The following is a 23,216-nucleotide window of genomic DNA, read 5'->3' as shown; positions in this document are numbered from 1 at the left end:
CACAGAGCCATTGAGAGAGCCCCACAACGAGATGGAGTTCCCCATTTAGCTTGTACTTATAGGTGAATCGTGTAAATACGCCTCCCAGAGAGCATCCAAATCGAAATCCACGATGAATCGCTCTCGTTGGCTATCGGAGAGTTTTCCTGCTAATTCGGTAAACACACTTTCCCACTCCTTTGGCGCCAATATTGGTGGATAGTAAATCCAGCCATTCGATTTCTCGACGTTGTAAGAGTTGATTTTGAAGAGGTCTGAATTGCTGAACCTAAGCATTATTCCAGCTGGCTCGGGGTACCCCTCTCGCTCAGCTTTCGCGAAAGTACTTCCACTGTCTTTGAAGTCGGCTAAAGTGAGATCAGTTGTCTCGACCACCCACTGCTGTAGTCTCTCGAAGTCTCCCTCGAGGAATACCTTCCGTCGAGTCTCGAGAGCCATCTCACCGAAGAGTTCCTGAAGACAGTCTTCTGGAACCTCTATCGACGAGGATTGGTTCTGGCCTTCGCGGTGAGAGAATGCCCAGAAGGTTAGTACTGGGTCTGAGTCTGGATCTTTTGGGCCAACGAGCAACCGTTTGCGGTGCTTATCCCCATTGCCTCCACCCGTCTTGCTCACTCCGAGCGTACCCCGCACCATGCCCTTCTGAAGAAGCCGATGGTTAAATTCGCTGAGTAGATACTTGTCTCGCGAAGGAACCTCGCAACTTGGGGCAGATTCTCGAGCCTCTTCGAAAAGGCGGTAAACATCAGACCACTGGATGGTGTCCCACGACTGCCCATCTTCACCTTGCTCTGAGATGCCGAAGGCGTCGACGTATTCCTTAAGTTGACGGCGCTGAAGATCAGAGCCGCGAACCTTTGCCTCAATAAATACGTCACACAGAGACTCTCCCTCAGAATTCTGTATTCGAATTTGGGCATCCACTTGCGGTGAATCTCCGGCGCCACCCCCATCTCTTACCCCACCAGTTCTTGAAAGACCAATCAGAATGCTCTGTTCTGCCGAGTCATGGGACACCCGCTTAGCTGGTACTTCCGTTTCGTACTCGAATGTGACTGAGTCTGGTAAGGATCGGTCAGTACAGAACTCAAGAAACCGTCTTGATACTGGGAACTCCGTATCTTTGAGGGTCTTGACAAGCCCGTGTACGGTATTCTTCTCTAATGGGTCAGCCTTCTCTCCGGATTCATAATAGAAGATGTTATCCTTGTATTCCCGCATGTCCCGATTCTCATATCCAGCCAAAATAAAGTCTACCTCTCAGTCGAGTGGCTCAACCAGCACTACGGAACCGTCCTCAAGTTCATCCATAGTCTCCCGAATCCGCCGCAGTTGCTCGTCAACACCGTCGAGCAACTGCTCGGCCTCTTCGATCAATTCACCTACGCGTTCCTCACTCGGTGGGCTGGTTCCCTCTACTGCATCGACGACCTCTTGGGTGAGATCGTGGTCGGGATACTCAGACTGCAGTTCGCTGGCGAGTTCTTCGAGTCGCTCGTCGACCTCGAAGGGGTTCTCTGCCTCGTCGAGAAGTTGCTCTACATCGTCGACGCTCGGCGGCTGAGACCGACTGAGCATCTCGCTCACGTCGGTCGTGACCGGATGGTTCGGACGTTCTTCCTCGAGTCGTCTCGACGCGTCGCGAAGTTGCGACCAGAGCGAGGCCTCGCTACCGGAAGCTTCGAGGAGCTGCCGTGCCCGTTCGTACCGCTTGGCTTGCTGAACGACCGTCGGGTCGACGAGATCTTTCTCCGAGAACGAGTCACCATTCCACGCCGTCTCGAAGAGCTCGTAGAGGTCGTCGATGGTTACACCGTCGAATTCGACGGCGACGCGGTCGGCAGTTTCCTTGCTGCTCCCATCGTGAGCGTAGAGCCATGTCGCAAGACTGGAAACCACGCTCTCGGGCTCTTCGTTCGGCGGCGACTCTCCCGCGATTCGTTCGTACTGCTCGCGGACGACGGTTCGTCTGTGATCGTCGGCTTCGTCGATCGTTGCTCGAAGCCGGTCGGCATCTGGCACTTCGTCTCCGCCGACGATCGCTTGCATCTCCCCCGTGATTTCCGCACCGGGGTAGAGCCGCTGCATCTCCGTCGTTCGCTGGCTGAACTGCTCCCAGAGTGAGTCGCCATCCTCTATCGACTGGAATAGTCCTCTTGCCCGAGCGAAGCGCTCGGACTGCCGTGCGATCTCGTCGGACGCAAAGTCGTCTGTTTCGAGAGATTCGCCCCCGAGTGCGGGCTGGAGAGCCGTTTCGAGTTCGTCCAGTGAAGCGCCTTCGCTGAACTCTCTGCTGACGCCTCGCAAGACACGCTTCACCAGCACGCTGTTCTCGTCTACCCAGTTAGCCATCTCCGAGAGCCACGCGTCGGGATCGGTTCCGTCCGGCTCCTCGCCGATCAGCGTCTCGACGGTTCCCCGAATCTGGTCGGGATCGATTCCGTCTAGTGACTCGAAGCGAATCTGTACGTCGGTCAGGTTCGTCTTGTTTCTGACCGCTCGGCCGATCTCGTCCGGTTCGGTAATGTACTCGTCGTCTCGCCGTAGCGCGATTTTGTTGGCCGTTGCAAGCGTGATCAGCAGTGCTGAGATCGATTCCTGCGGTGTCCCACGATACGTGCCTCCGCGCTGGACAGTCTGGGTAAGCAAGTCCTCGGCACGAAGCGACTGGGTGTCCTCGTACTCGTCGAGGAATTCCTGACACCAGCCGTCGGCGAGTTCTGCGCGATCGGTATCCACACCGAGCGTGACGGCGTCCTCGCTCGAGAGCGGCCAGTCGTCGACGCCGCGGAAGAACCGCGCCATCTGCTTGGCGTCCTCGACTTCCGTGATTCCGTTGGTCAGAACGAAGCGCGTCCCGCTGAACACAGACCGTACTTGCGTTTCCACGACCTGCTCGAATACGTCTCCGTATCGCCCTTTCGTCCCACCTGTTCGGACGTAGATGTCCGCTTCTTCGAGTTGCTCCCGAATCGTCGATTCGAGCGCCCGCTGTTCGTCGCGGTGGTCGGACTCCAAGTCTGGATACGTTTCCGTCTCCTCCGAGAGTACCTCCTGCATACCCATCGCGTCCCGCAGGCGGTCGATCGTCGATCCCTGTAGCTCGACGGCGACGAGGACGTGCTCGCCCCCGTCGCGCCCTTCGTTCGTCGACTGCCATGCATCAACCTGATCGCTAATCTCCTCGTCGCGGCCCGCGACCAGCCGCACACGAACGGCGTCAAACTCCGGCGTCGGTGCTTGCTCGATAGGGTCGAGAACAGAGTAGCCGAAACGGAGCGGGACTTTGCGCTCCCCCTCGAGATCCACCTCGTGTCGACTGCCCTCAGAGAGCAGAAGGTTGCTTCCCTCCCGAAGAGAGTTCTCCAACTTGGCCGAAAGTCGATGTGACGGAATCTGCTGTGCGCGAGTCTTTGCCCGCGTCAGAATGTCTTCCTGTTCTTCGGAGACCAATAGGTACTCCTCGTCGCCGCGGTCGTTCGTCTCCGTCAGTATCTTCCGATCCTCGAGGAGGTCGGTCAGCGCCGATTCGACATCATCCCGGACGGATTCGAACGACTCGTCAGTCGACTTGACCATCAGCCGGGCGAGGTTCGCTGGCGTCGACGGTACCTCGGAACGAACCTGATTCAGCAGATACAGCGCCTTCGCAACGCGGACGGAGAACGCATCTTCGTCGCCGCCAGCCGAGGGGACGAGTTTGTTCTCGACCATCTCCTGCACCCATAGCGGGATGTAGGTCGTTTCCTCCACCAGCAGGTCATACAACTCATCCCACGTGACGAGCGCTCCGACCTGCTTGTCTCCCCACTCGAACCGCGTGAACAGCGAGCGGACGAGGATGAGCAGCGCCCGGCCCTGCACGTACTCCTCTTCGGTCACGCGTCCTCGTGGCATCAGTTGCTGAATCACCGTCCGAAGCAACCCGAGATCGTACTCGCGGAACGGGTACGACTCGACCGCGTCCGGGTCGGCGCCGGCAATATCGGAGTATGCGTCGAGCGTCAGGTCGGGCATCTCCCGGAGCGCGGACTCGACTGCCTGTCCACCCTCGGTATCCTTCTGTAGCCACCGCTTTCGGACGATGATCTCGGTGTCGGCACCCTCGAGCGGTTCTTGGGCACCGTACCACGGCTGCTCCGTGACTTCGGTATTGTCGAACTCACTGTGGATACGCTCGATCGGATACTGTCCAGTCCCGATAACTGGTGGATTGGGGCCGACACCCAGCTCCGTCAGCGCTTCCATCGTCTCTTGGAACTCCCTGTAGCGATGGCGGCCATCGCCGATGAACAGCGCCACCTCGTCAAGCCCGATCAGCAACTCTGTCTCGGTCTCCGGCGTGCTCAGCGACTCTTGAGCCGCTTCGATGCGGTCGACGAGTTCGTCGGGGTCGAACTCATCGGGATCGACTTCCTCGATGGCGTCGTCGATCGATTGTTTGACTTCCTCCCGAGACGCGTACGGTGAGTCATCGAGTGTCGGAACGGCGTCGTAGAGCCAGCTCCGTAGCGACGCCCGCTCGTCGTACACGTCCTCGAACGTCTGTCCGTCGTGCTCGACTTCCTGTAGTTGCTCCCAGCAGTCACCGTGGTTCATGTCGAGCTGCCACGCCCACTCGAGCAGCCAATTCGGGTCGGTGGGATACCCGAGTTCGCGGCCGATCGCCTCGTAAATGAGGTAGGGAAGTGGCGGTTCCTGTGACGCGTCTCGGTTGAGGAGGTTCAAGAAGACGGGTTTCAGGCGGTCGACGTGAGAGTTGGCGACGCTCTGTCGGAACGACTGGAAGCCCGGCCATCTGTTCGCCAACTCTTCGCCGAGGTCGGCGAACTCCGATTCGGTGTCGGCAGCGAACCCGATGAGCTTCAGAAGGTGCGTCTTCCCTGACCCGAACGTCGCGGAGATGTAGAGGAAGCGCGGTTCCTCGTGTGGATACTTGTCGACGAGGTTCCCGAGCGTGGTGAGCACGTCGCGAGCGCTGTCGGTCTCGTAGAACTCGCGAACGTCGTTTTCGGCTTGCGCTCTGGCGTTGACCTTCTGGACTTCCTCGAGTTCGCGGGTCGGTGACTGCTGGAAGATGTCGTGAATGTGTGTGTCGCTCATTGGAGATGCACCCCCTCAACCCGGCCTTCGATCTGGTGGGCAGGGTAGTAGTTGCGCGATTCCTCGCCGAAGAAGCTCAGTTTCCCACCGACGATGTCTCCGGGGAACGGAATACCGATCGTCGACTGGACGTTACGGCGGTCGAGCTCGTCGAGCAGTTCCGACGCACGCGTAAACGGGTAGAGGCTCCCGAGGTGCGTGAGGAGAACGACGTGTCGCTGCTGGGCTGGTGCGTCGATTTTCTCGACCATAACCGCGACGAGTTCCTCCGCTAATCGGTCTTGCATCGTTTCGGTGATAGTCGCTGGCTGGCTGTTTTCGCCGAGGTCGACCGCGAGTTCGAAGACGTCGGTTTCGACGAACAGTTCGTCCAGCCGGAGGACTTGGACGGTTCCGTCATCCGGGAACTCCTCGGTACGATGCGGGTTCGTCGCCCACTCGGTGAGCCGTTCGGCGACCCGTCGCTCGTACTTCGGCTGGACGGGGACGATCACGAACGGGTTTCGGATGCCGCGTCGTCCGTCGGCGAACTGTGCGAGTCGCTCCGTGAAGTCGTGGAAGGGACGTTTGGTCGTCATCGGATGATCACCCCCGTCTCAGTCCGCTCGATATTGAGGTCGTGGCGTTCGACGAGCCGTTCCAGTTCGGAGTCCAGCGATTCGCGATCCGACGGGAGAACCCCGATCGCCGTGATGTCTGTGGGAGACTGATCCCCAACGAGTGTCTGTAGCTCCTCGAACGTATCTCGTAACTCCTCGATGTCGCTACCGGCAACCACAGCGAGGGGTTCGCTGTCGAGGAGTGTGTTCGTCGCTCGGATGAAGTCGTCAGCCTCGGTGTTGGTCGTTCCGCCGGTCACCGTCGATACCGCGTCCGAGACGTCCTCGTACCACGATGCGGCGCGACGGAGGGGTGTGATGTATTCGCTCTCGAAGGCCGGCCGAACGTTCGACCCGAACTCGCTCGCGGGCCGAATCCACGGATGCTCCTGTAACCCGTCGACGAACGCATCGATCTCAGTTTCCGCCCGGAACGAGTCCCACGCGGTCTCGATCGCCTCGTCGAGCGCCGGCGAGGTGGTTTGGGCGTCGTTGAACCGATCCCAGCCATCGTGTGTCCACCATTCTCCCTCGTAGCCGTCGATGCTCTCGCGAAGCGTCTGGCTGGCTGCTTCGCACTCCTCGGTCAGCCAGTCGTACGACTGCTGGGCGAGAGTCAACTGCGAGTCGATTCGTGTGAGCGCGGGGAGGCGCAAACTCCACACTTCCTCGGCGTCGTCGTACCAATCCTGAGCGTTGTTGGTTGCTTCGACGACGTCCTCCCAGTCGGTGTCGCGTGATTTGACGGCCTCTCGTCGGTTGATCGCGCTCTGCTGCTTGGCTTCGAGCTCCTCAACGAACGACTCGAGGAGGTTGCGAACGGCGCGCGTTTGGATGTCACTCTCGGCGACCAGCCTGACGTCTTCGACGAGACTACCGAGTCGACCCGCGAGCGTGTCGTTCGCGGACTGGAGCCTGACGATTCCGTCCGGGATGGTCTCTGTCGAGTCGATGAATCCGCCCTCCCGAAGGATACTTCGGACGCCGCCACTCCCCGCGATCTTGAGACGCGTCGTCGTCAGTTTGTTCAGATCGATGACGGCGTCGAGTTCGAGGGAGTCGCCCGTTTCGTCGACGGGCAGGAAATCTCCCTTCCGGCAGAGGCCCCAGATAATCGCACACAGCGCGGGGCGAGCGTCCTCGTAGATCGGCTTCTTCTTCACGATGCCGTCGATGATTGTTGCCATCGCGAGGTTCCCGCCGCGTTGCTTCAACTGTCGGCCGGTGAAGGCGCGAACGTTGTTCTGGATCGACCCACCGTGCGTTTCTGGGTCTTCCGTCGCGACATCGATCTGCTGGGCCCACGTAGGTAGTGGGTCTTGTGCTGAGAGTCCCCGGAGTTCCTGTAAGTGCTCGTCGCCGACCTGCAGCATTACGGGGTGGAAGTCGTCGGGATAGTTGACGTCGAGATATTCCTCGACTCCCGAGACCATGCCCCCGATCTGATCGCCGCGATCCTTGACGTCGAACGCCCCGCTCTTGAGCGCCTCGACGAGTTTGCTCTGGACGCGTGCTGCGCGATCGGAGAGGTCACGCTCGACGGACTGTGGGAGCGTGTGGTCTCCGACAGCATCTCTGAGCGACCACCACTCGATGAGGCTATCTCGGAGATCGTCGAGTCCGTCCTGTCCGATCGTCCATTCGAGCGGGTCGCCGTCGTAGCTGATGTCTTCTGCGGCGGGAGAAAGCCCTTCGACGGCGACTTCGACATCGAGGGCGTCCTCAGCGTCGACGGTCGTATCGAGTTCGATTCCGTCGATACTGAATTCGTAGCGAACCGGATACTGCTCGCCGGTATCTGGGTACTCAGCCGATGTCGGGAGTGAGAGGTCGCGCACGATGTCTTCCCAGAGATACCCGTCCACGGCTTCGATGATGGACTGCCAGTTCGGGTTGTCGAGGTTTTCCTCAGAGGCTTCGATGATTTCGCGCTCCTCTGGATGAGTGAACGCGTACTTCGGCCCGGTTTCATCGTGCGTCGGCCGGATGAACTTTCGAAGCCGTTGGAGCGAGTCCTCGACGCGGTTCTCCATCTGGAACTGAGTCGGGCCGTCGAGGTCACTCAACACGGCGACTGCGAGATTCCGCTCAGACATCGGAATCGTATCCGGAATGTGCTGGAGGAGCAACACGGCCTTCGCGACATCCACGTCGATTTCCTCCAGTTCGCCTGCCTTGTGCTGTTCCTCGATCTCCTCGATGACCCCCACGTCCTGTGGCGTGATGTCATCGAGTTCCGGTTCGATGAGGTCGTAGAAGTCGACCAGCGAAATAACGTTGGTCTCCTCGCCGGCCTCTATCCACTCTTGGAGGAGTCCGTGAACGAGGGCCAGAATCGCCCGTGCGGTTCCCGAGAAGATCGACTTCGCGGGATCGTGTGCTTCCTGCCGGAGGTTCGAGAGGATCTCGAGGAACAGCGGTGGCTGATACGGAAGGAACGGATAGAACTCGATGAGGCGCTCGCGGTCGATGTCGTCGAGCGGTGGTTCGGTGTTCTGTTCGATGCCCGAGTACACGAGTAACGTCTCGGGCTCGTTGCTGGTTCGATTGAGGACGCGTTCCGTATCCTCCTTCCCGTCCACCGTCTTTTTGAGCAACCGCTGGGTCGATATTTCGCCGACGTGTCGGCTCGGAAGGCCAAATCGGTGCGGGAACCGATCCTTGACGATACTGAAGTCGGCCCCGCGAGCCGCGAACTGCGGCTGGACGTCCTCGATTTTGGCCTGTGCCGTCGCCACAAGTTGGATGTCACCGTCACCGGTCTCGTCGACGCTCTCCGCAAGGGTCTGTAACTCGGTGAGGCGGTCGAAGTCCGTCCCGATGAAGAGACTGACCTCGTCCAGCAGTAGTACGAGCTTGACTGGGCGGCCGAGTTCCTCTTCGCGATCGCTCCGCAACTGTTCGAGGCGCTCGACCATCGCTTGGGGGTCGAGATCGGACGGTATCAGATCGTCTAAACCATCCGCCGTGCCGGTCTCCTGCTCGAAGAGTGTGGGAAGAACGGTGTCCGCGAGAGCGTTGTACTGCTGAACGTCTTCCCAGTCGTACTTCTCGGGACTATCAACCGTACTCCGTAGTGCCGTTTGGGTGTTGGCAGTCCGATCCTCCCACGCGTCGGTCGTCCGATACCAGTCCTCGAAGAAGGCGACGTCGAGTTGCGACGAGAGCCCTCCCTCGGCACCGGTGAGCCGTTCCGACGTGTGAGCACTGCGGAGAACGATCTCGCTGAAGCTCAATTTCTTCTGACCCTGATGCTTCAGGAGGTTCACCGAGATCGGGATGACCTCGTACTCATCGTGGATCGATGACCACGTGGTTTCGAGCGTGTCCAGCTCACGACCGTCGGTTAGCTGCTCCCAGACATCCTCGCGCTCTCGAAGCCATTCGCTATCTAGCAGGCCGCGGAGCACGCTGAGGAGGTGGCTCTTCCCGCTCCCGTAGTACCCGTAGAGCCAGTAGTTCGCGCCCGACCGCATATCCTCGGAACGGCCGAGCAGGCGCGAGAAGAAGTCGGACATGAAGTCCTCAGACTCCTCCGTCACGTGGTAGGTGTCGATCGATTCCAGACGGTGATCGCGACCGTCATCCTCGCGGTCGATGCGAACAGATTCCTCGAAATCGCTCCCAACATCGGCGGCGAACCAGCTCTCGTCAGTCATACTTCGCCCTCCCACGGTTCGGCCCAGTCGTACGTGTCGGCGACCGGCTGGAGCCTCAGTTCACCGTGAATTCCGCTTGCTTCCCAATTCGGATGATCGCTTATGCGTTCGGCCAAGGAGTCCCAGTACTGTTCCGGTTGGAAGAGGTAGAGCCATCCGGTCGGCTGGGAGAGCCAGTCATCGCTGTGGGTCTCCCACGAGTAACCTGACGCGACGAGCAACGGTGTCGTCCCAATATTGGGGATTTGCCCCTCTAACGCCTGCTGTGTGTCGAGAACGTCGATCTCTCGCATCACAGAGCGGAGTCCTTCGCCCCACCGACGCGTCGTCGATTCTGCGTAATCAAACTCGCTCCCATCATCGTAATGGAATTCGTTCAGAAGGCGTTCGACTGTGTCCTGCTCGAAGTCCAGCCCGTCGACGCCGGACTCCTGAAGCCGATTGGCGTATCGGTGGACGATGTACTTCACGAGAGGATCGTCCTCCACTAGGTAGAAGTACAGTACCTGCGCCTTATCGCGTTTCGTCTCGCATTGATCGAAGACCGTCGGAAGTTGGACGATTGACGGGAGTTCGCTTCCCGCTGTCTTGAATCGCGAGCTGAGAGCGCGATAGATGCCCTTCGAACTGCCGCGCGTACTGCGCTCGTCGAACCGTTCTTCGACCCATTGCTCTTCGACGACTGTCCAATCTCGATGTTGGGCGTACAGCCGAGCGAGCGTCTCTGCCCGTTCTACGAGAAGCCCGCATCTAGTGAGCGCCATCGACACCTCTTCGTGAGAGAATGTCGAGTCGAGCGACGGCAGGGAAGTTCCCTTTCCGTCGGTGCGGAGAGTCATACTTTGTCTCGAACCATCCACACCACTTAGTTGATAGGGAAAAACGAATCGAGGAGACTTTAGATGTAGGTACGTGCCGTCCCCGGATTTCGAAGAGTGCTAAGTTTGTGACGAAGCAGTTATTGGGAGCCCCTCACCACCTATTTGAAAAATGGCTGAGGCGGTGCCATCGGAGATTGAATATCTCGATCCGGACTCTCTCGAGCCACATCCGTTGAACGATGACGTATATGGCGACCGTACAGACCCCGACGAGGCGCTACTATCGAGCATCGAGGAAATCGGTGTTGTAGAGCCAATTGTCGCCGATCCACAACCAGAGGCCGGGGAGGTCGCCGATCAGCCGACCATCATCTCTGGACATCGACGCACGGAGGCCGCAAAGAAAGTCGGGTTGGAGCAAGTTCCCGTTCGATTCGTCCGCTTAGAGACAGATCTTGAGCGACAGGAGCGACTCCTCGTCCACAACCAGAGCCGAGACAAGTCGTTTAGCCAGAAGCTCAGAGAGGCAGAGGAGCTAGAACGAATTGAGCGCGAGCGCGCGCGCCAACGACAGGGGACGCGTACGGACATCGTGGAAAATTCTTCACGAGGTGACGAAGAGATGTCCTCGCCCGACGACGACTTCGGTAAGACGCGAGACAAGGTCGCCGATACGGTTGGCTTCGGCTCCGGGCGCACGTACGATATGGCGAAGACAGTCTGGGATGCCGCTCAAGATGGAGATACTGTCGCCCAACACGAGGTCGACAAACTCGACCGCGAGGAGCAGTCTGTCTACGGTGCGTACCAGAAGGTTCGCGACCGAGTTCAAACAGAGACAGAGTCTGACGACGAGGACGGGACTTCGAGTTCAGACGAAGAGGAGCAGGACTCGTCCTCGGATGATGAAGAACCGGAACGTGTCGCGGCAGAAGACGCCATTCTCTCGGCACATAAGGGGACGAACGACGAGGTCTTCCCCGAGGTACTTGACCTGCACGTCGAGCCCGGTTCAGAGATAGCCGACGTTACCTATGGAGAGGGCGTCTTCTGGCGTCAAGTCCCGTCAGGAAAGTACGAACTGACTGCGACGGACATCGATCCCTCGCGATCACCAGACTCTACAGACGGGGTCGATTGTCGAGACCTTCCCTACGACGACGCGTCGTTCGACTGCGTCGTCCTCGATCCACCGTACGCCGAGGGGTTCTACGAAACGCCGGACAAGCCGTCGGACAACGATTACTGGATCAAGGATCGCTATGTCGGGACGACCGGCGAACAGTCGGCGACCTACCATGATGCGGTTCTCGAGATGTACGCGGCAGCTGGAGAGGAAGCCCGTCGTGTGCTACGTGATGATGGTCTCCTCATAGCGAAAATGCAGGATGAGGTCAGTCGGAACGAGCAGCGTCTTACCCACATTGAGGTGACGAATATCTACGAGGAGATGGACTTCCACGCCAAGGATTTGTTCGTCGTCGTCCGACCTGATACACCTACTATAGGGAGGATGTATGAACAACGTCGGGCCCGAAAGAACCACTCGTACTTCTTAGTCTACGAGAAGCAAGGATAGAGTCGAAATATCTGGTGATCAGACCTGTTCTCTCCGGGCTTCCATCTCGCGATAGATGCCGTCGGTGACCCCGAGTAACCAGAGGCGGGTATACTCGCGCATTCCTTTGTCCATCACCTCGTCTACGATGTCCACGTCGTCAAGGAGTTCGTTCGCCTCTTCAAAAGGAAATTTAAGCATATCGTCGGTTGATTGGATCTCTCCCACGGACGTGTGCCGGCCTCTATGGTCTTCCGTACGGGAATGACAGATATGGGAATCGATAAGACTCCCGTGGACGAGTGCCCCGAGTGTGGCGAACAGGCTTACGATCACGTCGAACCCGGTGAGCGGTACGAGGGCTCGCCGATCGGACGTATTCGGGTCTGCGTAACGGAGGAGGGCGCGTTCTTCCATAGCTGGAAGCAGGTTGATGACCTGTAGACCTTTTCGAGTGGTAACCGGGCTGGCCGCACCGCTCGCCGAACGTCACCTGATGTCAAGAATGTATAGCAGCGACCGGGCAACCGGGCGGAGTACAGGACAAATCTGCTGAGTCCAGTGGGATGCTGAAACCTAAGTGCAGCAGGTGGCGTGGTACAGATATGGTGGAAGAGAAGGTCTCAGACTTGGACGATCCGCTCGCGCACTTGCACGAGGCAGTTGAGGAGGGTGCGATTGTTGAAATCGTCGAACTCGATGGGTACGAGACGCTGAACGTGAAGCTTGACGACAAAGTCACGGTCAGTCCCGAGGAACACGATATGAAGACCGCACTGCTGGACTATCGGGATGTTCTGCTGGAGATGGTAGACGCTAACGAGGAAGACTGGCCAGACGTGCTTGACCGTCACGGCGTCGGGGACGAGGAGCGGCGGAAGCAGTTGCAGGTGTTTGCCCGGGACGCTGGCGTGTAGGGTTGTCGGTGACCGTCGATCAGCAGAACTCGTGGTAGACGTCGTCGAGATCACCACGGTACTGCCAGTCAATCATATCCCAGTCATCGACATCGACACTACTGGTATCAGCGACGGAAACTCGGATGCTGTCGAAGACTCGTACGTCGTAATAGTAGGTTGCGGATGCGTCTGTCCCTCTGTCGTTGTCAAGAATGCAGATGCCGAGACTGTTCCAGTAGTTAAGAGTTCCTGACCGAGTGGGCAAGGGAGAATCCTGTCCTGAATTAGCAGCCTTTCCGGTTCTACATTTACATACGGTGATTGGATATGGGGAACCGCATGGCAGACTATATCCGAGCCCTGCACCCGAATCCCGAACGGCCCGACTACAACGACGAGGTAAACACCGAGAAGCTACCCGGTTGCGGTGACACAGTTCTCATCGACGCCGACGAACTTCCGCCAGTGAAAGAAGGTGACGTGTTTCGGGAACAGTGTCCATCCTGCACGCGACATAAGTCTCGGTTGGAAGTCGTCGAGATAGTTTCCGAAGAGTAGTCCATTAGCGTAGAGTGTCGACCCTCTTTTGACTCAAGTAGTGGTTACGAATATCGGCGAGTGATGCTCATAGATGGCCAGATACCGGTGTTACTGGCCAATCGCCTCCAGATCATCACGTGCCTGCTCGGCAAGGTCGTCGTCGCCTCGGTCTCCAAGGTAAATGTCGCGTCGATCGACGACTCGAGGGACTGTTCGTCGCGGCACGCCGATCTGGCGTTGGATACGGCGGTCTGACCAGCCGAGTTCCTCCTTGGCCACGATCGCCTGTACAGCCTGCTCGTACTCCTCGTTGTCTGGCCGGAGGTTCCCATCTTCAGAGGTGAAACCGTAGATCGGTCGACCGATGCGCTTCCCGGCTTCTTCGGCGGCGCGGAGACCGTCGATGGTTCGCTGCTTGATCATCTCGTGTTCGATGTCGGAAGCGAAAGAGAGGCCATAGAGGATGGCCTTCTGCTCGAGGTTGAGTTCCTCTGTATCTGGTTCGATGTGGAGACCGTCGTTGACGACGACAAGCCCACACCCGTTGTCCACGACGATCTCGTGGACGGCGTCGTTGAGATCGCGCATATTGCGCCCGAGGCGAGTAATCGATCGGACGATGACGCGTTCGGTCTCTCCCTCACACACGCGACGCATCATCTCTTGGTAGCCGTCGCGGTCTGTGTTGCTGCCGGTGGCCTCGTCTTCGAGCACGTCGATGTTCGAGGGCTCGATCTCGAGTTCGTCGATGGCGTGGTTCCACAACTTCTCCTTCTGCTGGGCGATGTCCTGTTCGGGGGTAGAGACGCGTGCGTAGATTGTGGTCGGGTATCGCATGTTTGGCTGGTTCTGGGTGGTGTTAGGCTGCCCGGCTGCCCACCAAGGGAGCCAACATAAAGACTGGGATTTCTCGCCCGCGTGAAAGCCTCTCGGGCGAAAACCATCCGGTTCTGGCCCAACACGCACTTGATACTGATGTCTCCTGAGTGATAAACGCCGGCGCGCAGAGCTACTCGATGACAGCATTAAGTGAGGAGGGGTCTATCACGATGCTATGGAAATCGTGCATGACCCGTCGCTCGATCCTCGGGAGCCTCGGGAGGGTGATTTAGAGGTATTTGAAGGCTTGGAGCCGGGGGATTCTGTGAAGTTCTTCGAGTGGCCGGTCGAACCGCTCACCGTCCTCGGTTGGGAGGACGATGAAAATGTTGGGGAGCGTCTAAGAGTCAAGGCAGAAGGCAGCGAGTCCTTTCTATATCGCGTAGAAGATCATCTCTGGCACTACGTGCCGGAGGAAGATACGACGAAGAGCATAATCCGTTCCCAGTTCAGAATCTCGTGTTGGTCGAGTCCCCGGAAGCCTGAGCTCACCAATTGAGGCGGTCAAAGAGTCACCGCGAAGAGGCGGTGGGATAGTCATAATGGATTTATCATAATAGCGTAGAGTACTTCACAATATGAGGGACGAGAAGGTCTCCCAGCACTACGTACCCCGCCTTCACCTTCGGAGATTCTCGACCGATCCCGACGAGAACTCTGTCTACTGCTACGACAAGCAGAATAAGCGGAGTTTCCCAACCGGTGTCGACAGTACCGCAGCCGAGGACTTCTTCTACGACGGAAAGACCGAGCTGGTTCCAGAGATGGAGAACTTCTTGGAGAATTTGGAAGGACGCGTCGGCACTCCGTACGAGAAGATAGTCGACAACCAATCGATCTCTTGTCTTACCGAGGCAGAGAAAGTAACCATCGCCCTTTTTCTTGGAGTGCAGATGGTCAGAACACGAGGGTCGAGGTCGTCGATGCGAGGTATGGTTGAAGGTATCGAGGAGAGTATCGGACGAGAGAACATGCCGGAAGAGTTCAAGACGGAACTCGATGAGATGAAGGACGAGGAATCGTTGAGAGAGTTGCAGAACAACCTGATCAAGGACGCCAGTAGCGACTTCGCGAATATAATCGCGGCATTAGATTGGCACCTCTTCCTGAACGAAACCGATCTACCATACTACACCTCCGATTTCCCCGCAGTCAGGCATAATGAACTGGACTTCGGGCCCTACGGAAATCTTGGGTTGCGGAATCGAGGTGTACAAATCTACTTCCCCTTGACTCCGTGGATGCTTCTGTTGATCGTAGAGCCTAGTGTGTACCCTGACCTGCCGGAAGTGTCGAACACCACTGACCGAGAAAATGTGGTTTTCCAGCGTGATCTGCAAGTTCAGCGGTCAAACCGTTTCGTGTACTCTTGCCGGGACGATTTTGATCAGGCGGAAAGACGAATTGAAGCCACTCCAGAGGTAGCGGAGCCCCTTTCGGAGAGAGCAAACGTCGAGTAGGGGCCGACAGTCGAATTGGAGCCAGCCCAAGGGGTTCTGAAGCGTCCATTCTCTGCAGTAAAAACCTTTAATCGGCTTCGATAACGCCTGTACCTTCCGGTAAACACCCTCCTCAACAATCCGTTTATCTACTCCTTCGGCCCAATCCATTCTTGAGAGGAGAAAGACGCCGCGATGGAGGTGACGCTGCCAAATCAAGTGATCTGCTATGAGCGACAACGACGACAATCCGGAAGCACAGAACGAGAACGAACTGGCTGGTCTCGACGCTGTAGAGGCAGCCCAGCAAATCCACGACGAAATCCGATTCCGCCTCGAGCCTGCGAACGAGTACGAGTGGGGCGACCCAGAGTACGACGCGTTCGACGAACTCCTCGAGAACAAGTGGGGGTCGCGTCTGGAAGCATCCATCCCAGCGACGGGGAGCGACGAGCCCTATCTCACCCTCGGTATTCACCTGCTGCGAGAGAGTGCGGTAATCCAGCAGCGTACGGTCGGCCCGATGGACGAAAACGCGACATACGTCGGCGACGTGCGCGACGTCCTCACGAGCTTCGCGCCGGTGCTTGAGAAGTCGTATATCAAGGTGGAGCGGGATGCTGAAGCCACCGAGCTGATGCGGGAAGAACTCGCTCGCGAGAGCAGTAGTAGCGATGACTGACTACGACACGAACCCGGATGCCCCACCGATGGAGGAGATCGCGAAGCAACTCCGTCACGGTGACGAGGGAAATCGGAACATCGTCTCGGATGCTGACGAGGTAATCGGAATGTCGAACAACTGTGTTGAGGCCCACCATCACGCGTGCGATGGCGAGATCATCATCCAACTGAAGCCGCACATCGGCTGGCGAATGGGCGACGGCGATTCGGGCTGGACGATGAGTAACGACGAGATACAGAAATACTCCGTCTACACGATCTGATCTCACTCGCGGCCGACCCGGCGGCCATCTCGGGGGTTCGACTCCCCCGGCGAGCTTCAGACGAGAACGACGCTACAGAGGTGATTTAGACGCGACACGCACGCGAGACAGCTACAACACGGCTCGAGACTATGAACGAGAACCATCCGATCAACACGAACAGGCTTCGAACATTCGACGGCTTCGAGGGCGACGCCTACGTCGAGGACTACCGAATTCGCCCACAAGAGGTTAGAGGCGACCAACTGGCAGTGTCGCTGCTGATGCGGATTGGCGGGCCTCACGGTCGATTTACACTCCGCGCCGAAGCGACGTTCATCGACGGGGAGGACGAGCGCCATCGGGTGGAGATCCGCCGCCCGGCTGGAGACCTCGTCGACGAGTTTGAAGTCGACTGGACAGCTGCTGCGCCGACCAACACCCGTGATGCGACACAAGCCTTTCACGAGGTCTACGTCGGGGTGGTGGACGACTGGTACAATCACGCGCTGGCCGCCGAAGAGGCGGGTGAAGAGGCGTGAAATACGGAACGTGGCTGAAGAAGGACGGCGAGAGCGCAGAAGTGGTTACATCCCCGAAGAAGCAGGCGCGGACGTACAGGTATCCGTTCGTTTGCGTCGGCGACGCGTGGATGCTTGACCGGGAGCGTGACTGGTACACGGAGCACGCACTCCAGTACGCGGCGATGGAACTGGATGCACCGCTTGTCCGCAAGCGAATGCATTCAAGCCAGACCGCGCTCGACGACTTCACCGATGACCGCCCTTCTGACGGCGGGGTTGGGGCGGGGTTCACCCTCGCGTTGGCGGGCTGATCCCCTTCACCTCATTCTGTCGAACCCCCGCCCGTTGCTACATTTATCCGCGGGGAGCACAGTCCCGGTAAAGTGCAGTGGTACGCGAGAACCTGCACGATAGCGACGACAGGAATTCCAACCAGCCGCGACGCGTCGAGACGTGTGACATCGACGCCATCGAGTCCGACGCCATCCGCGAAGTCGCGCGGAGGTGGCGTCGCGCCGGCCGTCGTATCGAGGCCGGGAACCAGCTTACCGGTGACTACGTGTTCGACATCGAGACTGGCGTCTCCGTCTACGAACACGCCGGGAAGTACGTCGCGAGTGACGACGGTGACCGTGACCCTCGGTTCGACTCGCCACGCGACGCCGCGCAAATGGCGGTCGGTTACCTCGAGGCTGTCGAGGCCGGTGGTGACGCGTGACTCGCTACGGCGACTTCCCGGATCACCTCCAGCACCTCATCGACGATCTCGGCGAAGAAGGATTCAGCATCACCTACGGCGAGGTTGAGGGCGAGGGCGGCGGCCCCGGCTTCACCGCCGAGCGTGGAGAGACCATCATCCACGTGGAGGACTGGACGCAGACGTGGGCCTTCAGCTGCCGCGATCCCGAGCGCCCGGACTACGACGACACGTGGGCGTACCCGAGCCGCGCGCGCGAAGAAGTCTGGAAGTGGTTGGACGAGTCCACGGATTAACCCACACTCGGGCAGGCCGCGCGGCCTGTCGGGAAGTTACGTTGTTGCCGGGGCTATCCGGTTCACGAACCGCGGATCTAGTAGAAGATTGAGCCTATTTCTAAAACCTCAACTGGATTGCCTACAGCCCACCCGAGTATGAACCTCGACGAAGCCCTCGACATCCTCGAAGGCGGCGAACTCAAGGTGTACGAAACCCCGCTCGGAACGAAACTGTCGGTGAAGACCCCTACCGGAGAAGATTGGCACTTCTCTCCCGACGAACGCGAAGCCGCACAAGACGTGATGGGGCGCTACGAGGACGTCGCCACCAGCGCCTACGACGCCGACGATGAGGACGAACTGGCTCGCACCCTCGCCGAATCCGACGTCAACGAACCGTGGCGCGTGATCGGCCGCGTAGAGAACATCCCCGTCTCAACCGAAGAGGCACAAGGGTTGGTTGAGTCCAACGATTGACCGCTGTCACTCGTCTTCGACGATGAACGCGACACCGTACTCGGTGTCAACCACGCGAGTCTGCATCACCTCAGCGTCGTCAGCTGCGTCCACGTCCCACTCCGCAATTTCCTCGGCCTCTGCCTCCGTCTCTGCGGGAACGATGTACGCACTTTCGCCGTCCAGCTGCCCTGACGACACGCCGTCCGGGTCATCAACGCGCTCGCGCAATTCCTCCGACAGCTCCCACATCGCGTCCTCTTCGCCCGCCATCGTCACTCACTCCCGACAGCTTCGTTCATCTTCTCTTTCGCAGCCTGAAGACCCCCATCGATGCTCTCCTGCACTTGCTCCAACTCGACGAAGACCTCGTACTCGTCCACGGGGACGTGATCCGGCTCGGGAATATCCGCGATCTCGCCCTCCGAGGAGCGCGGCGTGACAAACGCCCCCACAGACTCGTCGCCGATCTCGCGGTCGAGGACGTCACGCAACTCCTTCGCATCCTCCCGGTCATCCATCAGCCACTCATCGTCCGCACCGACGTACATATTGGTGGTGACCTCCACCTCGTACCGGGACTCATCCAATTCGCTGTCTTCGAGAATCTCGCGCGCCTCGTCCGCCATCAGCTCGCGCCACTCGTCGCGCAGTTCGCTGCGCTCATCACGGCTAATTTCGTCGGTGTACAGGTACTCGTACCACGTCTCGTCGTCCGGTTTCTCGATCATTTGCACCGCAATCTGAACCACCCCACTCAGTTAAACGTCCGCGTTCAAAACCTGCCGACGGCGCGGCGAGTCACTCCCACGGCTCCTGCATCGCGCGACGCTGCGCCTCCTTGTCCTCGCTGATGTACTTCCGCGTCGTCTCGATCTTGTCGTGCCCCATCACGTCCTGCAGAATGTGGATCGGCGTCTCCAGCACGTTTGCGTGGTGTGTCGCGAACGAGTGCCGAAGGGTGTGGCCAGTGACCTTCCACCGCTTCTTCCCCGCTGCGTCAACGTACAACACCTCGTTGATTCCCGCATTCCGCGCCGCGTCCTTGACGATCCGCGACACGTGCGACGCCCGCATCTGCTCCGCCTGATGTGTCAACAACAGGTAGGGCGACTCGTCCGCGTAAGGTGACAACGCCGACCGCCTGTAACCCAACCACTCGTTCAGCAGCGGCTCCATCCGATTGACCGGGTACCACACGTCGCGGTAGTCATCCGTCTTCTTGGCGTAAATCCGGATTCGGCCCTCGTCACGGTCGATGTCGCCGATTTTGACGCGCACGATCTCGGACGAACGCATCCCCGTGTACCACAGCAACCGGATAAGGATCTCGTTGCGCAGAGCCGGTGACGGGAGAGCGTCGTCCTGCCACAACTCTTCGACTTCCTCCCGCGGGATGGCGACGTAATCCTTGTTCTGGTTCAGCGCCTCCGCCTGCAAGGTGCGGGACTTCCCGTTGACATAGTTCTCCCAGTCGAACGCAGTCGTCGGGTCGTCGTCAACAACCCCCTTCCTGTACATCCAGTCATAGAGGTGGCGCACGCTGTCGAGTTTCCCCCCGAGCGTCTCCGTACTCTCGAACTCGCCGCTGATGTACTCGAGGTAGTCGTCGAGGTCAGACCGGTTCGCCTCCTCGAGATTGATGCCGTAGTGCTCCTCGAGCCACCGGGCGCACGTCACCGCGCCGCTGATCCACGTCTGCGCACTCCCCTCTGCCTGTGTACGCTTCATCGAGGCTCGGAACCCACTCAGAATCTCGGCGTTCCGCTCGCCGAACTCCTCGACGTAGGGCTCGTGCGGCTTGACGGCGGCTCCCGGAATCCGACGCGCCTCAACCATCGTATCCCTCCACTCGGTAGATGCGCTTGTCGGACTGCTCCTGCGGGCGCGCGAACGTCGCTTCGATGCCCTTCACGTCGTCCGCCAACTGCTCGATGACGCCCTTGATCTCGATGGGGGTGTATCCCTCATTCTGCAGGAGGCGGGCGAGATGCGACGCGCTCCCGGTGCGCCCGATCACGTCCTCCAGTTCGTCCTCCGGTGTCTCCATCGGCGGCTTCTCGGGCGTTCGCTTGAGGATCTCCTCACGTTCACCGGTCGGGATCAAATCCTGCACGAGAGCCTTGAGTTCGGTGTAGTCGGCCATCTCCTCGTTGCGGGCGAGCATGTACGTCTCGTCGATGGTGTCGGCCATCTCCCGCATCTCGTCGCGGATGCTGTCCAGCCGCTCGTGGACGCCGTTCATGTCGACGTCGACTTCGCCACCAGTGTCGGGTTGCTCGCCGAGTTCGGCTTCGACGGCCACGGCGATGAGGTGCGTCAGCGAGCGGTACTCGGGGTTCTCTTCGGCGGCCTGCTGCCACCGCGTTTTCGTATCGGGATTGACTTTGATCCCGATGAAGCGTTCGGAGTCAGTCACACCACCCCCGTCACCCGTCCTCGCTTATGAATGTAAAATCCGTTTAAAAGAGGGACGGCTGCCGGGCACAGGAGGCCCGTCAGCGATTCATTTCACCTCCTATCGGTGCCTCCCGCGTTCTAGAGAGTTATAGATACGCCGGCCCGTGGATTACCTCACCGGGTGCGACAAATCCTTTCCGAACGTAGTCTGCAGCGGCGTCAGCGTATTTGATTGGAACGGGCTCCCGCGTACTGCGAGCAGGGCTCCCGAAGTGCATCTCTGTGAGCCAGTACACTTGTTCTGTGATTGTGTGAAGGTCGGTCGGGCCACTGTCTTTCACGATCCCAATCGTGCGTGGCGTTCCCTGTTGGTTATCCTGCGTCGTTTCGGGGACACCCCACGGGTGGAGTATCGATTCTTCTCGGTCAGTATCAACGAATCCCAACCCCTTGTCCGCGATCTTGAACTCATCGTCCTCGTGAGTGGTAACGCGCGGCTGGCCGGTCTTTCGAATGCCCACCATGTCGAATTCGATGTCCATCCCGCTCAGTCCTTCACGAATTGTGTCCACCTGCTCGTGTATTTTCCCGTCACGAAGAATGGTGACATGCCTAATGTTTTCCTCGTGGGAGCTGGCGAAATCGTGAACCAAATCGCGGATGAACTGATTGATGTGATCGGCTTGGAACTTTTCCCCGGACTGGAGAGTCGTTGATTCGGCTGCGAACACGGCACCATTATTGAGGACGACACTCGCGCTCGCCCCTGCATGCTGGTTGTTTTCGTCCCTCGTCACGTCCAGTCCCATGAATGCGTCCGTCGGCCCGGGCAGGTCTCCTATCACCCATGGAGTCCCTCCAGCCTTGGCCACAATAGCGCTGAGCGCGTTGATGAAGGAGAAATTCCCGGCTGAAGCGTTGATTGCAAGTAACTCATCGATTGTGGGTTTCATCATCATCTGCGAGGGGATTCCTCTGCGCATCAGCGACCGTTTCAACTCGTCAAATGGATCCTCCATCCCGGGCAAGGAGTCTGCTTGTTCCTTATCGGGAACGACCGCGACTACGACATCGGTATCTTCATCGACACTGTGGGCCGCCTCAGTGTAGGTCGATACGTCACCCAGTTCGAAGGTGTAGTTCTTCACCGCGGCTGGTGCTCCAATCTCACGCAGACGCCGTACAAGCAACGGGAGGAACTCCTCGCGAATCTCGTCGAATATCGAGGTTGCTGGGGTGAGCACACCAACCCGATACTGGCCCGGTGAGTTGAACACGCCGTGGTCAACAAGACCCCTTCGGGGCATAGTATGCCGATTTTCGCCACCGAAGACTAGGCGAGGTGATTCGCCTCGGATTCGCGTGAGTTCGTACCCGTAGTTTGTCGGCCCCGGAAGGAACTCTATGTCGACCGTTGGCAGAACCTGCAAATCCTCGACGAAGTTGGACGCTAGAATATGCCGCCTCTGTGGTAGGAGACCTTTCTCCTCGTTGTAACGCTGGTGGAAATCCCGGTCTTGCTCTTCAATTTGTTCTAACCGCGGGCTTGGAAGGAGGAGATGTGGTAGCTGATACTTGGTATCGTTTCCGTACCGTATTCGAAGGAGGCGGGGGTCTTTCTCTTTGAGTTGCTCTCGGAATTCCTCCTCAACGTCGCCTTCGTGAAGGCCGTATATGCTGTTCCCAACATCGTCTATATGATCCGTGTATTGACTGTCGCTCCACCCCACGAGCTCGCCACTACCTCGCTGATCGTAGTGAGTCGTGTCATGCTCGACCTTCATCCCGCTGGGGTCGTCACCCTCGTCAATCAGCTGGTCGACGGTCGTCGTCGCTCGGAGTGTGTGCCCAGACTCGACGTGTAACAGTGGAACTCCGTCGGACGTGATTCGGACACGAAGGTCGTAGGTCGGGTGAGCGGCGAACTTCCCACTTTCGGCGACGAATGCCGGTGATTCACGAACGACGTCGTTGAGGAATCGAAAGCTGTACTTGTCCTTAGGGATAGCACGCCGGAGTGCCGACTGTACTAGCTCTTTGAGGTCGTCATTATCCTCCGAGATCGCCGGGTCAAGTGTCCGATGGCGCACGAACTCCGGGCTGACTGACTTCCCCCACACCTCTACGTCTCGCGAGAGATTGGTGATCGAAATCACCCTGAGGTTTCCGGCCTGTGCGACCGGTACGCCATGGACTTGGTCAAGCCAATACTTGGCTGAAGCCGTGAAGCGGTCGACATCTTCGTGCTGCTTGACGCCGGGTGACACGTTGAGCTTGTACTCTTTGACTGTGAGGTTCTCGAGGGCCTTGTTACCGCGACTGTGCATCAAATAGGTACCTTCTCCATTCACGGGGGAATGGTGGAGACGTCGCTGTTCGTCGGCGTCGTCGGAGTCTGTGGTGTTTTCGGAGTTCGTCATATTCGATGAAGGGTGCAG

At 58.6% G+C, this 23,216-nt stretch carries 26 protein-coding genes; 14 read left to right on the top strand and 12 right to left on the bottom strand.

Going from position 1 to position 23,216, the window contains the following annotated elements:
* Window positions 1–45: 45 nt before the first annotated feature.
* The 5 genes from HALXA_RS01380 to HALXA_RS01360 are packed head-to-tail and all read right to left on the bottom strand — an operon-like array spanning window position 46 to window position 10,200.
* The gene (locus HALXA_RS01380) at window positions 46–1,221 is read right to left on the bottom strand and encodes a hypothetical protein (protein ID WP_013878507.1); all 1,176 of its coding nucleotides are present in this window, start codon (window positions 1,219–1,221) and stop codon (window positions 46–48) included.
* 39 nt (window positions 1,222–1,260) lie between these two features.
* A complete protein-coding gene (locus HALXA_RS01375) occupies window positions 1,261–5,103 on the bottom strand; it encodes a hypothetical protein (RefSeq protein ID WP_013878506.1) in 3,843 nt (1,280 codons plus the stop codon).
* On the bottom strand, window positions 5,100–5,681 hold the full coding sequence (locus HALXA_RS01370) for a BREX protein BrxB domain-containing protein (protein WP_013878505.1): 582 nt from the start codon (window positions 5,679–5,681) through the stop codon (window positions 5,100–5,102). Before HALXA_RS01370 ends, HALXA_RS01375 begins: the two co-directional genes overlap by 4 nt.
* A complete protein-coding gene (locus tag HALXA_RS01365; protein ID WP_013878504.1) occupies window positions 5,678–9,361 on the bottom strand; it encodes a hypothetical protein in 3,684 nt (1,227 codons plus the stop codon). The genes HALXA_RS01370 and HALXA_RS01365 overlap by 4 nt, the downstream gene beginning before the upstream one ends.
* Window positions 9,358–10,200: a DUF1819 family protein gene (locus HALXA_RS01360; RefSeq protein WP_013878503.1), complete on the bottom strand. Its 843-nt coding sequence runs from the start codon at window positions 10,198–10,200 to the stop codon at window positions 9,358–9,360. Before HALXA_RS01360 ends, HALXA_RS01365 begins: the two co-directional genes overlap by 4 nt.
* Before the next feature lie 151 nt (window positions 10,201–10,351).
* Here HALXA_RS01360 and HALXA_RS01355 point away from each other — a divergent pair, with 151 nt between their 5' ends.
* The gene (locus tag HALXA_RS01355) at window positions 10,352–11,761 is read left to right on the top strand and encodes a ParB/RepB/Spo0J family partition protein (RefSeq protein ID WP_013878502.1); all 1,410 of its coding nucleotides are present in this window, start codon (window positions 10,352–10,354) and stop codon (window positions 11,759–11,761) included.
* A gap of 18 nt (window positions 11,762–11,779) precedes the next feature.
* Here the strand turns inward: HALXA_RS01355 and HALXA_RS21580 are convergent, their stop codons facing one another.
* Window positions 11,780–11,968 carry a hypothetical protein gene (locus tag HALXA_RS21580; RefSeq protein ID WP_148263618.1) on the bottom strand — a complete coding sequence of 63 codons (189 nt, stop codon included), beginning with the start codon at window positions 11,966–11,968 and terminating at the stop codon, window positions 11,780–11,782.
* A 45-nt stretch (window positions 11,969–12,013) separates the two neighbouring features.
* Here HALXA_RS21580 and HALXA_RS21915 point away from each other — a divergent pair, with 45 nt between their 5' ends.
* The 4 genes from HALXA_RS21915 to HALXA_RS21570 all read left to right on the top strand — a co-directional run bounded on the left by HALXA_RS21915 (window position 12,014) and on the right by HALXA_RS21570 (window position 13,197).
* A complete protein-coding gene (locus tag HALXA_RS21915) occupies window positions 12,014–12,184 on the top strand; it encodes a hypothetical protein (protein ID WP_171814656.1) in 171 nt (56 codons plus the stop codon).
* Window positions 12,185–12,345: 161 nt separating this feature from the next.
* A complete protein-coding gene (locus HALXA_RS01345; protein WP_013878499.1) occupies window positions 12,346–12,657 on the top strand; it encodes a hypothetical protein in 312 nt (103 codons plus the stop codon).
* Between the two features lie 31 nt (window positions 12,658–12,688).
* Window positions 12,689–12,892, top strand: a complete 204-nt coding sequence (locus HALXA_RS21575) for a hypothetical protein (RefSeq protein WP_148263617.1) — start codon at window positions 12,689–12,691, stop codon at window positions 12,890–12,892.
* Between the two features lie 86 nt (window positions 12,893–12,978).
* Window positions 12,979–13,197 carry a hypothetical protein gene (locus HALXA_RS21570; protein WP_148263616.1) on the top strand — a complete coding sequence of 73 codons (219 nt, stop codon included), beginning with the start codon at window positions 12,979–12,981 and terminating at the stop codon, window positions 13,195–13,197.
* Window positions 13,198–13,287: 90 nt separating this feature from the next.
* Here the strand turns inward: HALXA_RS21570 and HALXA_RS01340 are convergent, their stop codons facing one another.
* Window positions 13,288–14,016: a recombinase family protein gene (locus tag HALXA_RS01340; RefSeq protein WP_013878497.1), complete on the bottom strand. Its 729-nt coding sequence runs from the start codon at window positions 14,014–14,016 to the stop codon at window positions 13,288–13,290.
* A 217-nt stretch (window positions 14,017–14,233) separates the two neighbouring features.
* Between HALXA_RS01340 and HALXA_RS01335 the strand changes: the two genes are divergently transcribed.
* The 9 genes from HALXA_RS01335 (at window position 14,234) to HALXA_RS01295 (ending at window position 18,399) form a co-directional block, all read left to right on the top strand.
* Entirely contained in the window at window positions 14,234–14,557 is a 324-nt protein-coding gene (locus tag HALXA_RS01335; protein ID WP_013878496.1) for a hypothetical protein, read from the top strand.
* A gap of 79 nt (window positions 14,558–14,636) precedes the next feature.
* A complete protein-coding gene (locus HALXA_RS01330) occupies window positions 14,637–15,518 on the top strand; it encodes a DUF4238 domain-containing protein (RefSeq protein ID WP_013878495.1) in 882 nt (293 codons plus the stop codon).
* A gap of 208 nt (window positions 15,519–15,726) precedes the next feature.
* Complete coding sequence (locus HALXA_RS01325) at window positions 15,727–16,179, top strand: hypothetical protein (RefSeq protein ID WP_013878494.1); 453 nt, start codon at window positions 15,727–15,729, stop codon at window positions 16,177–16,179.
* A complete protein-coding gene (locus tag HALXA_RS01320; protein WP_013878493.1) occupies window positions 16,172–16,444 on the top strand; it encodes a hypothetical protein in 273 nt (90 codons plus the stop codon). Before HALXA_RS01325 ends, HALXA_RS01320 begins: the two co-directional genes overlap by 8 nt.
* A 131-nt stretch (window positions 16,445–16,575) precedes the next feature.
* Window positions 16,576–16,965, top strand: a complete 390-nt coding sequence (locus tag HALXA_RS01315; RefSeq protein WP_013878492.1) for a hypothetical protein — start codon at window positions 16,576–16,578, stop codon at window positions 16,963–16,965.
* Complete coding sequence (locus HALXA_RS01310) at window positions 16,962–17,258, top strand: hypothetical protein (protein WP_013878491.1); 297 nt, start codon at window positions 16,962–16,964, stop codon at window positions 17,256–17,258. Before HALXA_RS01315 ends, HALXA_RS01310 begins: the two co-directional genes overlap by 4 nt.
* Before the next feature lie 77 nt (window positions 17,259–17,335).
* Entirely contained in the window at window positions 17,336–17,665 is a 330-nt protein-coding gene (locus tag HALXA_RS01305; RefSeq protein WP_013878490.1) for a hypothetical protein, read from the top strand.
* The gene (locus HALXA_RS01300) at window positions 17,662–17,940 is read left to right on the top strand and encodes a hypothetical protein (RefSeq protein ID WP_013878489.1); all 279 of its coding nucleotides are present in this window, start codon (window positions 17,662–17,664) and stop codon (window positions 17,938–17,940) included. The genes HALXA_RS01305 and HALXA_RS01300 overlap by 4 nt, the downstream gene beginning before the upstream one ends.
* Before the next feature lie 138 nt (window positions 17,941–18,078).
* Window positions 18,079–18,399 carry a hypothetical protein gene (locus tag HALXA_RS01295; RefSeq protein WP_013878488.1) on the top strand — a complete coding sequence of 107 codons (321 nt, stop codon included), beginning with the start codon at window positions 18,079–18,081 and terminating at the stop codon, window positions 18,397–18,399.
* A gap of 6 nt (window positions 18,400–18,405) precedes the next feature.
* Here the strand turns inward: HALXA_RS01295 and HALXA_RS01290 are convergent, their stop codons facing one another.
* From HALXA_RS01290 to HALXA_RS01270, 5 genes are all read right to left on the bottom strand, one after another.
* The gene (locus HALXA_RS01290; protein WP_013878487.1) at window positions 18,406–18,651 is read right to left on the bottom strand and encodes a hypothetical protein; all 246 of its coding nucleotides are present in this window, start codon (window positions 18,649–18,651) and stop codon (window positions 18,406–18,408) included.
* 2 nt (window positions 18,652–18,653) lie between these two features.
* The gene (locus HALXA_RS01285; protein WP_013878486.1) at window positions 18,654–19,109 is read right to left on the bottom strand and encodes a hypothetical protein; all 456 of its coding nucleotides are present in this window, start codon (window positions 19,107–19,109) and stop codon (window positions 18,654–18,656) included.
* 70 nt (window positions 19,110–19,179) lie between these two features.
* A complete protein-coding gene (locus tag HALXA_RS01280; RefSeq protein ID WP_013878485.1) occupies window positions 19,180–20,217 on the bottom strand; it encodes a tyrosine-type recombinase/integrase in 1,038 nt (345 codons plus the stop codon).
* Window positions 20,210–20,797 carry a hypothetical protein gene (locus tag HALXA_RS01275; protein ID WP_013878484.1) on the bottom strand — a complete coding sequence of 196 codons (588 nt, stop codon included), beginning with the start codon at window positions 20,795–20,797 and terminating at the stop codon, window positions 20,210–20,212. Before HALXA_RS01275 ends, HALXA_RS01280 begins: the two co-directional genes overlap by 8 nt.
* A gap of 127 nt (window positions 20,798–20,924) precedes the next feature.
* Window positions 20,925–23,198 (bottom strand): Piwi domain-containing protein, encoded by a 2,274-nt coding sequence (locus HALXA_RS01270; protein WP_013878483.1) that lies wholly within the window; start codon window positions 23,196–23,198, stop codon window positions 20,925–20,927.
* Between the last annotated feature and the right edge of the window lie 18 nt (window positions 23,199–23,216).

The sequence above is a fragment of the Halopiger xanaduensis SH-6 genome (assembly GCF_000217715.1).
GTDB classification, from domain to species: Archaea; Halobacteriota; Halobacteria; order Halobacteriales; family Natrialbaceae; genus Halopiger; species Halopiger xanaduensis.
The sequence above is the reverse complement of the archived record's forward strand: the minus strand, read 5'-3'. Positions and strand labels throughout refer to the sequence as shown.